General features: G+C 74.7%; 10 protein-coding genes and 1 pseudogene. 6 read left to right on the forward strand and 5 right to left on the reverse strand.

From position 1 onward, the window contains the following. Window positions 1–118: 118 nt before the first annotated feature. From ACH5AC_RS11855 to ACH5AC_RS11865, 3 genes and pseudogenes are all read left to right on the forward strand, one after another. On the forward strand, window positions 119–424 hold the full coding sequence (locus ACH5AC_RS11855) for a hypothetical protein (protein ID WP_398861567.1): 306 nt from the start codon (window positions 119–121) through the stop codon (window positions 422–424). Window positions 425–476: 52 nt separating this feature from the next. After that, window positions 477–1067 carry a response regulator gene (locus ACH5AC_RS11860; protein WP_398861568.1) on the forward strand — a complete coding sequence of 197 codons (591 nt, stop codon included), beginning with the start codon at window positions 477–479 and terminating at the stop codon, window positions 1065–1067. A gap of 234 nt (window positions 1068–1301) precedes the next feature. Continuing rightward, window positions 1302–1472, forward strand: a pseudogene (locus ACH5AC_RS11865) (MMPL family transporter); the annotation flags it as partial. A gap of 63 nt (window positions 1473–1535) precedes the next feature. Here ACH5AC_RS11865 and ACH5AC_RS11870 read toward each other — a convergent pair. Continuing rightward, a complete protein-coding gene (locus tag ACH5AC_RS11870; RefSeq protein ID WP_398861569.1) occupies window positions 1536–2912 on the reverse strand; it encodes an HEXXH motif domain-containing protein in 1377 nt (458 codons plus the stop codon). After that, a complete protein-coding gene (locus ACH5AC_RS11875) occupies window positions 2909–4435 on the reverse strand; it encodes an FxsB family cyclophane-forming radical SAM/SPASM peptide maturase (protein ID WP_398861570.1) in 1527 nt (508 codons plus the stop codon). Before ACH5AC_RS11875 ends, ACH5AC_RS11870 begins: the two co-directional genes overlap by 4 nt. Window positions 4436–4687: 252 nt before the next feature. Here ACH5AC_RS11875 and fxsA point away from each other — a divergent pair, with 252 nt between their 5' ends. The 3 genes from fxsA to ACH5AC_RS11890 all read left to right on the forward strand — a co-directional run bounded on the left by fxsA (window position 4688) and on the right by ACH5AC_RS11890 (window position 9948). After that, window positions 4688–4870: an FxSxx-COOH cyclophane-containing RiPP peptide gene (gene fxsA / locus ACH5AC_RS11880; RefSeq protein ID WP_398861571.1), complete on the forward strand. Its 183-nt coding sequence runs from the start codon at window positions 4688–4690 to the stop codon at window positions 4868–4870. 151 nt (window positions 4871–5021) lie between these two features. After that, a complete protein-coding gene (gene fxsT, locus ACH5AC_RS11885; RefSeq protein ID WP_398861572.1) occupies window positions 5022–8879 on the forward strand; it encodes an FxSxx-COOH system tetratricopeptide repeat protein in 3858 nt (1285 codons plus the stop codon). Between the two features lie 49 nt (window positions 8880–8928). After that, window positions 8929–9948 (forward strand): hypothetical protein, encoded by a 1020-nt coding sequence (locus tag ACH5AC_RS11890; RefSeq protein WP_398861573.1) that lies wholly within the window; start codon window positions 8929–8931, stop codon window positions 9946–9948. Between the two features lie 64 nt (window positions 9949–10012). On the opposite strand, the gene ACH5AC_RS11895 is transcribed toward ACH5AC_RS11890, so the two are convergent. The 3 genes from ACH5AC_RS11895 to ACH5AC_RS11905 form a co-directional block, all read right to left on the reverse strand. Further along, window positions 10013–12280 carry a hypothetical protein gene (locus ACH5AC_RS11895; protein WP_398861574.1) on the reverse strand — a complete coding sequence of 756 codons (2268 nt, stop codon included), beginning with the start codon at window positions 12278–12280 and terminating at the stop codon, window positions 10013–10015. A gap of 68 nt (window positions 12281–12348) precedes the next feature. Next, window positions 12349–13467 carry a hypothetical protein gene (locus ACH5AC_RS11900; protein WP_398861575.1) on the reverse strand — a complete coding sequence of 373 codons (1119 nt, stop codon included), beginning with the start codon at window positions 13465–13467 and terminating at the stop codon, window positions 12349–12351. Then, a complete protein-coding gene (locus tag ACH5AC_RS11905) occupies window positions 13464–14417 on the reverse strand; it encodes a hypothetical protein (RefSeq protein ID WP_398861576.1) in 954 nt (317 codons plus the stop codon). The genes ACH5AC_RS11900 and ACH5AC_RS11905 overlap by 4 nt, the downstream gene beginning before the upstream one ends. Between the last annotated feature and the right edge of the window lie 92 nt (window positions 14418–14509).

A 14509-nucleotide genomic window follows, 5' to 3' on the forward strand; every position in this document is an offset into this window, starting at 1 on the left:
CCGCCGCCCCCGGCCCATGGAGACCGCGACCGCGCTCAGCCGGTCGAGCCACTCCAGCGGGATGGATCCGCCATGGTTCCGTCCTTCCATTGATTGACGTCGCGGGCAGAATGGACGCGTGCCTCCTCACCCCCCGATCCGGTTACGGCTGCCCCGTGGCGCCCGCGCCGACGCGGCGCTGGCCTTGGGGACGTTCGTGCTGGTGGCGCTCGCGGAAGGGCAGCTGCTGAGGGGCGGGGAGGGCTTGACGCCCTCGCTCGTCGCGTCATGGCCGCTGATCGTCGCGGTGTGCGGGGCACTGCTGTTCCGGCGCCGGTGTCCCGTGGCGGTGGGCTGGTCCACGGCGTTGGCCACGGGCGGCTACTACCTGCTGAGCGACACCGACGGTCCACTGGTCGTCGTGCCGATCGTGGCGGGCGGATGACCAGCGGCTCGTCAGGGCCGGGTTCCGGTCGATCCTGGAGGACGAGGACGACATGGAGGTGGTGGGGGAGACCGCGGACGGGCAGGCCGCGGTCTCGGCCTGCCGCGAACTCCGCCCCGATGTGGTCCTGATGGACATCCGGATGCCGGGGATGGACGGTCTGGAAGCCTCCCGGGCGATCGCCGGGGATGAGCGGCTGGCGTCGGTGAAGGTGGTCATCCTGACGACCTTCGATCTGGACGACTACGTGTACGGGGCGCTGCGCGCCGGTGCGACGGGCTTCCTGGTGAAGGACACGGAGCCGGAGGAACTGCTGCGGGCGGTGCGGGTTGCCGCCCGGGGTGATGCGCTGATCAGTCCGTCCGTCACCCGGCGACTCATCGCCGAGTTCGCGGGCCGGGTGAAGGGCCCGGAGCCGGATCCCCGGCTCGATGTCCTGACCGATCGAGAGCGGGAGGTCATGCGGCTGGTGGCTTCGGGGCTCACGAACGACGAGATCGCGGCGCGGCTCGTGCTGTCGCCGTCGACGGCGAAGACGCATGTCAGCCGGATCCTGTCGAAGCTGGGGGCGCGGGACAGGTCGCAGGTCGTCGTGCTGGCGTACGAGTCCGGCCTGGTCAGCCCGGGTTGGCTGGCGGACTAGGCCGGAAGGACCGAAGGCCGGGAACGGCGAACGGTTGGCCGCGGCCTCCTCGCAACTCCTGGGGTACGGCACGGCCGCACCGTACATCCCCGGGGGTACACCCGGTGTCGGCCGCAGGCCGACGATGTGGCCCCCGCCGCGCAGGCACGATCGAGGCCATGAACGCACCCCCCTTTCCCGGGCGGGCCACGGCCGCGCTCTTCGGCGTGCTCGTCGGGGCTGCCGCCGGAATTCCAGCAGTTCGGCCTCGGCCTCGCCGTGGCGATCCTGGTGGACGCACTGGTCATCCGCTGCCTGATAGTCCCGGCCGCCATGCAACTGCTCGGCAAGTGGGCCTGGTGGCTGCCCGCCCCGCTGTCCCGTCGGCTGCCCAAGGTGGCACTCGAACGCCCCGCGGACAGCTGACGACCAGGCGGCTCCACCTTCTTGAACAGGTCGCGGTCGTAGCCCCCCGAGCCCGATGGGCTGTCACACCGGCAGGACCCGTTCCGTGTCGCCGTTGCGGGCGTGCCAGGCGGTGCGGTGGGCGTGGGCCGCGGATTGGGCGCGGTGCACGGCGGGGGCGGGGACCGGCAGGCGGCACAGGGCGTCCAGCGTGGTCAGCATGTGTTCGGTGAAGCGCCGGCCGAGGCCGGTCAGGCGGTCCGAGGCCAGGATGACGAGGGTCGCCTCGTGCGCGGCCAGGCGCCAGCGCGCGAACTGCACGTCCGCGGTGGCCCGCAGCTCCGGGTCCGGCTCCGTCTCCCGGCGGCGGTTCCAGAACCGGGCCACGCCCAGATGCGCGTACGCGCCGTGGAGGAGGCCGAGCAGCGGCCGGGGGTCGGGGCGCCAGGGGGCGTAGAACCGCTCGGTGCCGCCCGGTTCGAGGAGGTCGAACAGGTGGAGCAGTGCCGCCAGCTTGTTGTGCTGCAGCTCGTGCGCCAGGGTCACCGCGAACATCGTCGCGGTCGTCGGACGGGACAGCGCGACGCAGCCGAACGCCTCCGCGCTGCTGCCGCTGGCCTGGCCCGTGCCGCGGTTCGTGAGCGGCACCAGCAGCCAGCGGCCCGCCGCCAGTTCCTCGTACACCTCCGGATGGTTCGCGCGCAGCAGCGCGCAGGCGTCCCGTGCCACCACCGCCCAATGGCGCGCCTCCCCGGCCGCGAGGCTCTGCGGGTGGGGCGCGGCGTTCGGGAAGTACGGCTGGTCCATGACGTCGAGCAGCAGGGGGGCGCCGCCGTCCAGGGCGGTCAGCAGATGGGCGCCCTGCCAGGGGTCCGTACCGCCGTACGACTCCTCGGGGGGCGGTACCCGCACCGGTCCGTCCACGCGGGCAGCGGACGCGGACGTTCCGGCAACGGTGAGCAGAGCGCGGCCGTCCGTGTCGACCCGTACGCGGGCCCGGTCACCCGGTCCTGCGCCGGGGAAGTGGGCTCGGCCGAGCGACGGCAGTGCGACCCAGGGCCCGTCCACCGGCCACTCCACCCGACCGGGAAGCCCGGCGCGGACCGCCGCCGACGCGGCCAGCGCGGTGAACCACCGCACGGGTACGTCGTCCTGTTCGCCCTCGCGCATCAGCCGGGCCAGCAGGCCGAACAGGGCGGGGCCCGCCGCCGGATGGGTCAGGACGGCCGCCGCCGCCACGGGGTCCTCGTGGGCGGCGGCGGTGAGCAGATCCCAGGCGTGATCGACCCGCTCGGCCACCGCGCCCCCGAGGTCCCGGGCGGTGAGCGTCACGGCGTAGGCGCAGGCCAGGCGCCTGCTGTGCTCGGCACGGGCCAGGAACCCCAGGGCCTCGGCCCCGCCACCCCCCGCGGCGACCGCGTCGAACAACCCGCCCGGCATACGGTGCGGCACCGGCGTCATCCCACCTCCCCAGGCATCGCCCTACCGCCCCACGATCCGTTCGCCCCCCGCCCCACGCCCAGCAGCCTTACACCCACCGCCCTCGCACCCGACCCCGAGTGCTCCAGGGGCGCGCTTGTCGGGGTCGGGGCCGGGTCGCTCGTTGCCGCGCCCGGGTCCGCGTGCCCCGGGTCCGCGTGCCTCGGGGTTGCGGCCGGGTCGCTCGTTGCCCTGCCCGGATCCGTACGCACGCCCGCCACGCCCAGCCCCGCGCACACGGACCCCGCATCCCCGGCCCCCACACCCGAACCCCCCATCCCCCCACCCCGCCCCACACGCCCCAGGTCCGCCTCCAACCGGCCCCGTACCCGGCGGATCAGTTCCGCCACGTCGGCGCAGTACACGGTCGGGTTGGCGAAGCCGGTGGTGGGGTGGTAGCGGGTGGCGTAGTGGCCGGCGCCGCAGATGCGGTGCAGGGGGCAGGTTCGGCAGTGGGCGCACAGTGCGTCGGGGCCCCACTGGCGGGCCGCGACGCCGGGGTGGAGGAGCAGCGCGTCGAAGGAGTGGTGCCAGATGTCGAGGCCGGTGGCGGCGGCGCCGTCGTAGGCCGTGCGCAGGGCGTCGTCCTGGGTGAGGGAGCCGTCGGTGTCGACCACCGCGTAGCGCACGGGGGACAGGCCCAGTGCCTCGGTGCGCGGTGAGGCGCCGAGGAGCAGTGCCGTCAGGTCGTCCAGGAGGCGCACACCGGTCTCCTTGACCGGGGCCCCGTACCAGCGCTCGAAGACCGCCCACAGCCAGTCCGCGTACGGCGTGCGCCGGCCGCTCGGGTCGAGGCCCGGCGGCGGGGTGTGCCAGGTGCCGAGCGGGAGGAGGAGATCGAGGGCGGGCGGGGCGTGCACGAGCAGGTCCTCGTACGTGCGCACCGGGTCGTTGCGCAGGTCGATGGTGCACAGCAGGCCGCCGAACAGGTGGCGGTGGCGCTCGCTCGACAGCAGGGCGAGCGCCGCGCTCACCCGGGCGTGGCTGCCGCGTCCGTCGGCGCCGCGCCGGTGCCGGTCGTGGGCGGCGCGCCCGCCGTCGGTGCTCACCCCGATGCGCAGGCCCAACTCCCCGCACAGGGCAAGCCGTTCGTCGGTCAGCCGTATCCCGTTGGTCTGTACGGACAGGTGCAGTCGTACATCGGTGCCGACCGCCTTGCGCAGAGAGTGGACCGTGTGGGCCAGTGCCTCGTCGCCCATGAGCAGCGGCTCGCCCCCGTGCAGCACCACACCCGCCTCGGTCACCCCGTGGGCGGACAGGTGCTCGGCGATCCGCTCGGCCGCGCGCCGCACGGTGCCCGGTGCCATCGTGCGCGGCTGACGGCGCCAACTCCGGTCGTGGGAGCGGTACATGTAGCAGTAGTCGCAGGCCAGGTCGCAGCGGCTGTGCACCTTCAGGACGAAGGAGTGGAAGGGGAGAGGGGTCCAGCCCGCTGCCTGGCGTACCGTCACGTCGTGGGCCCTCGGCCAGGGCGGCTCGGCGTGGCGCAGTGGCGGTCGACTCATCCGCTTCCCCCCGAGGGCGTACGCCGCGGACCTCGGCGGGCGCGGTCGGTGGCGCACTCTGTTCGACCAGTATTCGTTCGCCGTGCGTGCAGCGTCAACATCGCTAATGAGCCAACGGCGTCAACAAGCGCCGGACAAAGCCCAGTTGGCGGCCATTCGGAGCCTCGCACGGCTGCCGTACGGCTGCCCCGCGGAGTTACGCTGAAACCGCAGACCTGTCATGTCATCCCCGGACCCGTGGAGCGGAGCACCATGACAGTTGACGAGGGCGCGGTCCCCGAGGTCGAGTCGCCCGTGCTCGACATCTCCGCTCTGTCGCCGGAGGACGTCGCCGCCCTGCCCGGCACCGTGTTCGGTGAGACCCTGCGGCGGGTGTACGACAGCTGCGCCGAGGGCGACCCGTTCGTCACGGGGCACAAGGAGAGCACGCCGTGAGGCGCGGGACGCGGACCCGCGCTCTCCCTATACTGGCGGCGCCGAATGCCCGGTTTATCCGACTTCGTGGGGATGCTGTGCGGGCGCCTCACGGCCGGCCGTCCCCCGCCACGCCACCGTCCCCCGTCGCGCCGCGCTGAGCGGAGAGGTCATGCCAGAGGTCAACTCACCCCACCGCCCAGGCCCGTTCGCCGTCTTCCTCGCCACCTCCGGCAACCTCGGCCTGAGCACCACGCTGCGCAACACCGCGGACATCCTCACCGAGGCCGGCCGCAGCGTCCTCCTCGTCGACGGCCGTACCGACGGACGCATCGACGGACGCATCGACGGACGCATCGACGGACGCTCCGAAGGCCGCACCGGCGAACGCTCCGACGGCCGAGGCCCACAGCCGCTCCCCCCACCCGCCCCCGGCCAGGTACGCACCTTCGTCGCCGGCGACGGACAGGCGCTCGCCGCGCTCGCCGACGACCCGGTCGCCCGGGCCTACGACCACGTCCTGATCGAGGCCCCGGTCCCGAACAGCCCCGAGCCGACCGAACCGGCGCGGGCGGTCGCGTTCGCCGACTCGCTCGTCTTCTGCTTCGCGATGACCGCCTGGTCCATCGACGGCGCCGCCGCCCTCGCCGAGGACCTGACCACCCGCCACGCCGGGCGGCCCACCCGGCTGCTCACCCTCGGCCTGAAGAGCGACGTCGGCGTCCACGACCGGCTGCGGGAGGCACGCGAGCGGGCCCGCCGCAGGTTCCGCCGGTTCGCCGAGGCGCACGGCGAGCGGGACGTGCCGCTGCTGGAGATCCCGTACAACCCGATGTACCAGGACAGCCGCAGCCTCGCCGTCGAGACCGAGGGGGCCGGCACGGTGGCCGGGCTGCGCCCGTACTACGAGCGGCTCGCCGACTGGCTGCGCGCCCACCGCGTCCCCCGCCTCACCGACGTCACCGTCGTCCACTCCGTACGGCACGCCCACTGGGCGGCCTGGCTGCGCGACCGGCTCGCCGCCCAGGGCGTACGCACCGACCTGCGCAGGGCCGACACCTACGCCGGCGAGCGGCCCGACCACGGCACGGCCCTGCTGTTCCTCGCACCGGACGACGCCGACGACACCCTGCTCGCCCAGATCGGCGCGCTCTCCCACACCGACGTGCGCATCGTGCTCGTCGACGAGGAGTTCCCGCACACCGAGACCGCCCACCACGAGCGCATCGACCTGCGCGGCACCACCGAGGACGAGGCGCTCCGGCTCCTCTGCACCGGCCTCGGCCTCGGCACCGTCGCCCCCGGCGACCCCCCGGCCGGCACCCGTTTCCCGCGGCTGCCGGAGACCACCAACGTAGGGCCGCGCAACCGCTCCTTCACCGGCCGCGACGACCTCATCGCCACCCTCGACGAGCAACTGCGCACCGCCGGCCGGGACGGCGCCTGCCTGGTGCTGCACGGCCCCAGCGGCTGGGGCAAGAGCGACACCGCCCATGAGCTGTGCCACCGCCACGGCCCCGGATACGACGTCGTGTGGTGGGTGCGCGCCTGGGAACGGGGACGGGCCGAACGCGGCCTCGTCCGGCTGGCCGCACGGCTCGGCACCACCGAGCCCCGCTTCGGCACCCCCGAGGACCGGTTCGGCACCACCGAGCCCCGGCCCGGCACCCCCGAGGACCGGTTCGGCACCACCGAGCCCCGGCCCGGCACCCCCGAGGACCGGTTCCGGCCCGGCACCCCGCCCGCGGAGACCGTGTCCCGCCTGCTCACCCGCCTGTCCCGCCCCGACCCCGACGGCGACCCGGCCAGCTGGCTCATCGTCTACGACGGTGCCGCCGACCCCGCCGAACTGAGCGGCCTGCTGCCCGTGCCGCACGAGCGCGGCCACGTCCTCATCACCAGCCGCGTCGCCCCGGACACCGCCCCCGCCGACGACCGGCCACCGCACCTGACGCCGCTCGCGATGCCCCCGATGACCCCCGAGGAGAGCCGCGCGCTGCTCGCCGACCGGGTCCCCGGGATCACCGCGCAGCAGGCCGGGCAGGTCGCCGGCGCCGTCGACCTCGTACCGCACGCCCTGCACCTGGCCGCCCGCTGCCTCGCCGAGCGGACCGCGCTGCACCGACGCGAGGACCACCTCACCCCGGAGGCCGCCGTCCGCGCGGCCGTGCGGGACCTGCTCGCCGAGCACCGCGCCGGCAAGACCGAACTGCTGCGCACCACCCGGGCCGCGTCGCCCGTCGAGGTGATGGTCCAGGTCGCCCGGCGTTTCGCCCAGGCCACCCCGGGCGCCGCCGCCTGGCGTGCCGAGAGCCCCGACGGCGACGCCCTCGGCTGGCTGCTGGACGCCGCCTCCCTGCTCACCGGCCGCGGCATGGGCCTGGAACTGCTGCGCTCCCGGCGCATCCTGTCCGAACTGGCCCGCGACGACGACGCCGACCGGCAACCGGACACGGTCCGCCACCCCGACGACGTCCAACTGCCCGACGAGCACATGGTGAGCGTCGCCCTGTGGAGCCTCGCCCAGGTCGGCCTGCTCGACGTCGACTTCGACCGCAAGCAGCAGCCGCTCGCCCAGCACCACGGACTGCGCGACGTGATCCGCGCCCGCATGGACCCCGGCGAGCGGGGGCACATCGAGTCGGTGCTGCGGGGCGTCCTCGCCGAGTACGCCCCACAGGAGAAACCGGACCTGCCCGCCGACTGGGCCCGCGAGGTGTACTCGCTGCGCCTGTGGGAGGACCCCCGGCCCCGGGTGCGCCGCTCGCTGCTGCGGCACCTCGGCGCCCTCGGCACCCGCGCCGAGCCCGCCGACCTCGAACGCCTCCTCGACATCGCCGGCCGGGCCCGCGCCCAGTGGCGGGCCGAGGGCGACGAGCAGGCCCCCGAATACCTGCGCCTGCTCAACTTCACCGCCCGCGCCCACCGGCTGCGCGGCGAGTACGACCGCTCCCGCCAACTCGCCCAGGAAGCCCTGCGCGGCCACCGCCGCCTCCTCGGCCTCACCCACCCGCGCACCCTGCTGTCCGCCGACTCCTACGCCGCCACCCTGCGCGCCCTGGGCCGCTTCGAGGACGCACTGCTCGAACTGCGGCCCGCCCTGGACGGGCTGACCCTGCTGCTGGGCGCGAACCACCCGACCACCATGCAGGTGGAGCACAACCTCGCCCTCACCGAGGCGCTCACCGGCCGGGTCTCCGCCGGACTGACCCGCCTCCAGAAGCGCTTCCGGCAACGGCAGGCCGTCGGCGGCCCGGACGACCCCGCCGCCTGGAGCCGCGCCGACACGCTCGCCTACCTCTACCGCGCCGCCGGACGCGACGGCGAGGCCCACGACCTGCTGCGCCGGCGGATGCGCCGGCTGGGCGACGACCCCACCGGCATGGCCCGCCTGCGCACCGAGGTCGGCCTCGCCGTCAGCGAACGCCGCCTCGCCGACGGCTTCCCCGCCGCGAAGGATCCCCGCTACGGCCACGAACTCGCCCACGAACGCGACCGGCAGGCCCTGAACACCTACCTGAACCGGCTCGGCGCCGACCGCCTGGAAACCCTGCGCTGCCAGTTCGGCTACGCCGCCGACCTGCACGCCCTCGGCAAGTCCGAGGACGCCGAGCAGCAGGCCCGGCGGTGCGGGGAAGCCCTAGCCAGGATGTTCGGCGCCGGCCACCCGTACACCGCGCTGTGCCAGGTGCGGCACGGGGTCTATCTGCGGGCCACGGGCGAGCTGCGGCTGGCCGAGGCCAACGGCCGCAGCGCCGTCAACCTCCTCACCGACAAGCTGGGCCACGCCCACTCCTGGGTCGCGGCCGCGGAGAACTCCCTGGCCGTCACCCTCGCGGCGGCCGGCCGCACCGAGGAGGCCGCCGAGTTCGGCCGGGCCGCGCTGGCCCGGCTGCGCGACCTGGGGATCGCCGACCGGCCCGACGGCCGCCGGGTGCGCGCCCACCTCGACCGGCTCGCCGGCACCGGCCCCGCCCGCCCCGCACCGGCCTCCGGCTACGACATCGACCTGGAGCTGCCCGGCGTGTGACCACCCCGCACGGCCGTAGCGCAGCCACCCCACCGAAAGGCGAGCACCTGTGGCAGCACCCGCAGACCAGCGCCCCCAGACGCTGAAGGAGTCCCACTGGACGGTGAAGGGCCACGGCCGGATCACCGAGCTGTGCGAGGAGGCGGTGGCCACGACACCCTCCATACGTTCCCTGTGCCACTTCAGCAACGGCATCCTCGACTTCGCCGTCCTGCGCGGCACCCGCGCCCCGCTCAGCGCCCTGGTCACCGAGGCCGGCGACGAGGCGCTGGGCGAGGAGCTGCCCGGCAGCCGGCTGCTGCTGTGCGCCCAGGACCTCGGCGCCGTACTGCGCCCGCTGGGCACCGGGGAGCTGATGCGGACCGTGCTGGCCAACCAGCGCGGCGGCCTGTGGGGCGGACGCGCCCGCCCCGGCGAGTTCCTCGCGGCGGCGGCCGACGACAGCCCCGACGGCGTACGGGCCATGGACGCCACGATGAACCGCCTCGTCACCCGGGTACGCGAGGTGCACTCACTGCCCAACGAACTGCCCGGCGGCGACCCCGGGGCCGAGCCCCACCCCGCCGTGCCCCGCCGGCGGGCGGCCGAGGAGGTCGCCCCGCGCATCGACTTCGGCACGGCCGCCGCCACCGACACCGCCTACGAGCAGCGGATCCGGGACCTGTGGCGGCAGTCCCTGAACCCCACCGACCTCCACTACGCGGGCCACTACCGCGACTGGGCCCTGGTCTGCGTCGGCGACGTCTTCGAGGCGCACGAACTCGGACCCCGCTTCATAGACGTCAGCGTCCGCACCCGCCGCACCGCCTACCGCGACCTGTCCCGCGGTCTGCGCGGCCACCTGGTGCGCCTCACCGACGCGATCCGCCTCGTCGCCCCGCCCGTCGCCGGACGCGCCCCCCTCGACCGGCTCGTCCTCGACGTCCAGGAGGGCGCCGTGTACGTGCTGTGGACCTCGCCCCGCTGCTTCGTGCTGGGCGTCACCCTCGACCAGCGGCAGGTCGAGCACGCCGAGCGCCGCCTGGCGCTGCTCGCCGAGGCCGTGGAGGGAGTCACTCCGCCACGTTGACGCTCCGCTGGTAGTGCCGTGTCTGCGGCGCCGTTGTGGCTGGTCGCGCAGTTCCCCGCGCCCCTTAGGGCGTTGCTGCCGCGCTGAGTGTTCCCCACACCTCCTCGGCCAGGCCCTCCACGGTGACGGCGGGGGTCAGCGGGTGCGGCTGGCCCGCGCCGGCCAGCAGGTGGACCGGCAGCACCTCGACCGCGCACTCGTACTCCCGGCAGATCCGGCGCAGTTCACCGAGCTGACGTTCGGTCGGCCCGCCCCCCGCCGTCGCGGCGGTCCACTCCGTCACCGCGCCCCGGAACTGCTCCGTCAGCACCCGCACGAGCGTGGCGCAGCCGAGCACGCTCAGCTCCGCCGAGGTGGTGGCGGAGCGGCGGGCCACGGTCCGCCCCGCCACCCGCCGGGTCACCGCCTCCAGCATCGCCAGCGCGTCCCGGAACCGCCGCCCCACCGGACCCGGCAGCTCCTGCCCGACCGGCTCGCGCACGACCGGGGAGGCGGGCGCCGAGACACCCGGACGCGCCTCCAGGCCCATCCCGGCCAACGTGCGGCGCACTTCGTCGAGATGGGCCGTCTGCTGCTCCAGATCGCGGCGCATCCGCTCGCCCAGCTCGACCAGGTCACCCTCGCGCCGCTCCTCCACCAGCCGCCGCTCCAGCTGCAGCAGCGCCTCGTGCACGCCCTGCGGGAAGCCGCTCTGCCGGTACACCACCGGCCGGGACCCGATGGAGCGCCCCAGCCGGTCCTGCATCGTGTGCGACACCAGCCCGTTGACCACCAGCAGCGCCTCGAACCGCCCCGGGCGCACCGCGCTGCGCAGCCCGTGCAACAGGGCGGTGATCCGCTCGGCGTCGTCGGCCATCAGCACGGAACGGGTGTAGACCACCGCCAGGTAGGCGTTCGGGGCGGGCGACAGCCAGTACACGACCTCCTCCGGGCCGCCGGGCGAACGCGACAGCCGGGCCGGCACCGGATCGCGTGAGGCGATCCGCCACTGCCCCAGGTCCAGTGCCTCGTGTATCTCGTTGATCACCTGCCGGTGCGTCACCCGCTCGTGCAGCCGTCGCACCGCCGACAGCACCGTCGCCCCCGACACCTCCCGCACCAGCCCCTCTTCGTCCTCGCTGAGCCACCACGCCTCCCGGCACGTCTTGAGAACCTGGCGGGGCACACCCTCGGCCAGCTCGTGCAGCAGCCGCAGCGCCTCCTCGCCGAACGGCCCCGTGTCCGGCCCCGCCCCCTCGGCCACCACCTCGCCCGCGACGAGGTAGCGGGCCACCAGCTCCCGGGTCCGCTCCGCGTCCAGGCCGCCCGCCCACAGCTCCACCACCCGCTCGTGCACACTGGGCCGCAGCGCCCGCAGCCCGTTTGCCGAGGTGCAGAACACCAGCAGACCGCCATGGCTCGTATAGACGTTGACGAGGCGTTCGAAGGCGTCCATGAAGGTGCGCCGGGTCTCCTCCGGCCAGTCCAGCACCTTCTCCAAGGAGTCCAGGAGGAGTACGTACGGTTCGTCGACCCGGCCGTGCAGAAAGCCCTGCACGGCGAGCGCGTCGAAGACCCGGTCGATACCGGCGGCGGTGTCCGCCCGGCCCGGCGCCGGGCCGATCGGCTCGGTGACCCCGCGCTCCCGCAACGGCTCCGCGGGCTCCTCGCCGCCCAGCCACTGCCACACCATCCCCTTGAACGGCGCCTCCAGCAGCAGCGCGAGCGCGGTCGCGAACCCGCGGTGCTCGGTGACCTCGCCCAGCGTGCCGCGCAGATCGGCGTGGATCACCTCGGGGTCGTAGCGCAGCGCCGACACCACCTTGTCCGGGTCGAGCGTGCGGTCCCGCAGCCGGTCCGCGATCTCCCGCAGGGTGCTCTGGCGCGGGTCGTCCTCCTGGGCGCCGACCCAGCCGGCCGTCACATACGCGTAGTAGTCCCGCACCAGCTCCTCGAACGCCTGGCGGCCCTGCGGGGTGGCGGCGGGGCCGCGCAGCCGGTCACGGTAGAGCCGCCCCATGTCCTGGGCCGGTTCGTCCACGATCCACATCGCCGCCTCGGGATGCCCCGCGCGCACCATCTGGTACGCCTGGCGCAGCGCATGGCTCTTGCCGAGGCCGAACTCGCCCACCAGGGCGACGGCCAGACCACGCCGGCCGCCCGCGGCGGGCGGCGCGAAGTAGTCGTCGACGAGCCCCTCCAGCTCGGCGACCAGCGGGGTGCGGACATGGGCGTTGCCCGAATCGGCGCCCCGGACCGTCGCGCCCCGGAGATCGGACGACGGCCCCAGGCGCACGACCGGGCTGCGCGGGAACGGGTTCCTGTGCCAGATCTGTCCACTGTCTGGGGCCACGACGGCACTCCTCGTGTGTCCGGTTTCGGCGTTCCGAGCGGCGGGCGGATGCGGGGACGCGGGGCCGGTCAGGAGCCCGGCGGGGGTGACGGCTGGGGAGGCACGGGGCCCGGCCCGGACCGTCTGCGGGTCATCGACGCGAGGTCGGGGACGGGCGGGGGCAGGTCCGAGGCGGTGACCCGTATCCGGCCGTGTGTGGTGCGCTGCTCCTCGGCGACGCTGAAACAGGTCTTGCGCAACTGCCGTACGTCCGAGCGGCTCCAGGCGTCCGGATCGCGGGGCGCGTCCACCGCGGGCAGCGGGGCGTCGGGGTCGGGGTGGCCCGCGCGGGCCGCCTGGCTGAACTTCACGGTGTCCTCCGGGGTGAGGCTGCCGAGCGAGAGATGGGTGAGCGCGGGCTGGTCCCCCAGCACCGCGATCACGTCGTCGTGTGCCGTGCGCGGATCGTGGTGACCCACCTCGACGAACAGTACGATCCGGCTGCGCGCGTGTCTCAGACAGCTCCTGAGGAACTCCGTGCGCACCGACCCCATGTCGTCCCGCCAGCCCATGTGCGGCACGAGGGCCAGCAGCATCGCGTCCTGTTCCGCGAGGATCGTGCTGATCTCCGCGAACGCCTCGAAGACATCCCCGTCGGTCGGCACCCGGCCCTTGACGGCATCGGTGAACCGCCGCTCCAGCTCGGTCACGATCTTCTTGCGTATGGCGCCGTTGATGCCCTCGGTCGTGGCGAACCGGCCCCGCTCGTCCACGCTGACGGAATCCGCGTGATTGCGGTAGCCGCCGGTCATCACCACCACCGGCTCGGGCGGCCGGATGGCGTCCGGGCCCGCCGCACCGCCCTCGGCCCGCGCGGCGTACTCGCTTAGCCGTTCCCGCATCAGATGGACGCACCGGTGGATCAGGGTCGTCTTGCCCATGCCGACCGGCCCGGTCACCACCACGACGTGCCCGCGGTCCACCTGGGGCAGGATCATCTCGGGCAGCAGGCCCAGGCACTCCTCGAACTTGCGTACCTGCTCCTCGGCATGGTCCACGCCCACCCACTGCCCGGCGTGGCTCGGCTCCTCCCAGGGCACCAGCGGGTGGTCGTCCAACGGCGGCAGCGGAGTGCTCAGCCAGGACAGATGGGATCGGCTGCCCGGCACGTACACGCCGTACGGGTTCGCCTGAACGGACTGTGTCATGCGCCCGCCCCCGTGGTCGTGCCTCGGGCGTACCGTTCGCGCACCGTGCGCACACTCCAGTAGCCGGGCGGGCGGTCGAGCTCCGACACGGAGCCCGGCACCCCGTCCACCGCCTCACCGGCGCCGCGCGCCTCACCGGCGCGGGCGTCCTTGCCGAGCACCGTGCCGCCCCGCGCGGACGGCAGCGGCCGGGCCAGCGGCAGTTCGTCGGCGACCCGCCGCGCGGCACGCCGCCGGGCCGCCGGTCCCGGTACCTGGACCAGCGTGGCGGCCAGCGCCTCCCGCGCCTCACGCACCGCCGTGTGGTCGACACCCGGATTGTTCTCGTACGCCGCCAGATAGGCGCGCGCCGACGTCCGGAACGCGGCCTCGTCCTCGCCGAGCCGCCGCCGCAGCTCCCGCCGTTCGGCGGAGACCCGCTCCGACATCTGGCCGCCGAGCGTGAACAGCACACCGGCGACCGACAGCAGCAGGGCCGTCCCGAACGTCCCCAACCAGCCGTCGCCCTTGTCCCCGGTGGCCGGGCCGGGGGAGTCGGAGTCGGCGGCCATCAGCGCGGAGCAGGCCCGCGAGAAGTCCTTCTCGTGCCGCTCGGCCCAACGCTCCACCGTGGGGCGTTCCGTGGAGTCCGTGAGCACACCGCCGCCCGGGTCCGCCGTGCTGCCCGGCCGCAGCAGCCCCAGGCGCACCGCCGCGGCGACGAGGTCGTCACGGTGGGCCGGGCCCAGGCAGTACACCAGCTGCACGTCCCGCTCCTCGGACGCGCCCGGCGCGGCCCACACCGGGGCGGCGGCCCCCAGCACCAGGGCCGCGCCACAGGCCGCCGTGAGCACGACACCGGACCGGCGCGGCCCGCGCGCGGCACCGGCGCTACGCTCCACCGGCCGGGCCCCCGGCGAGCGGCCGCCGTGCCAGGGCCCGTGCCGACCGCGTCCCGTGCGCTGCCTCATACGCCTCTCCCCGTTCGGCCACCGTCGACCGATGCCTCGTACGCCTGCAACGCCTGGTGTCCTGCGCGCCTGGTCCCGCCTCGTGTGCCTCG

The organism is Streptomyces sp. NPDC018693, assembly GCF_044391385.1.
In the GTDB taxonomy this organism is placed as follows: domain Bacteria; phylum Actinomycetota; class Actinomycetes; order Streptomycetales; family Streptomycetaceae; genus Streptomyces.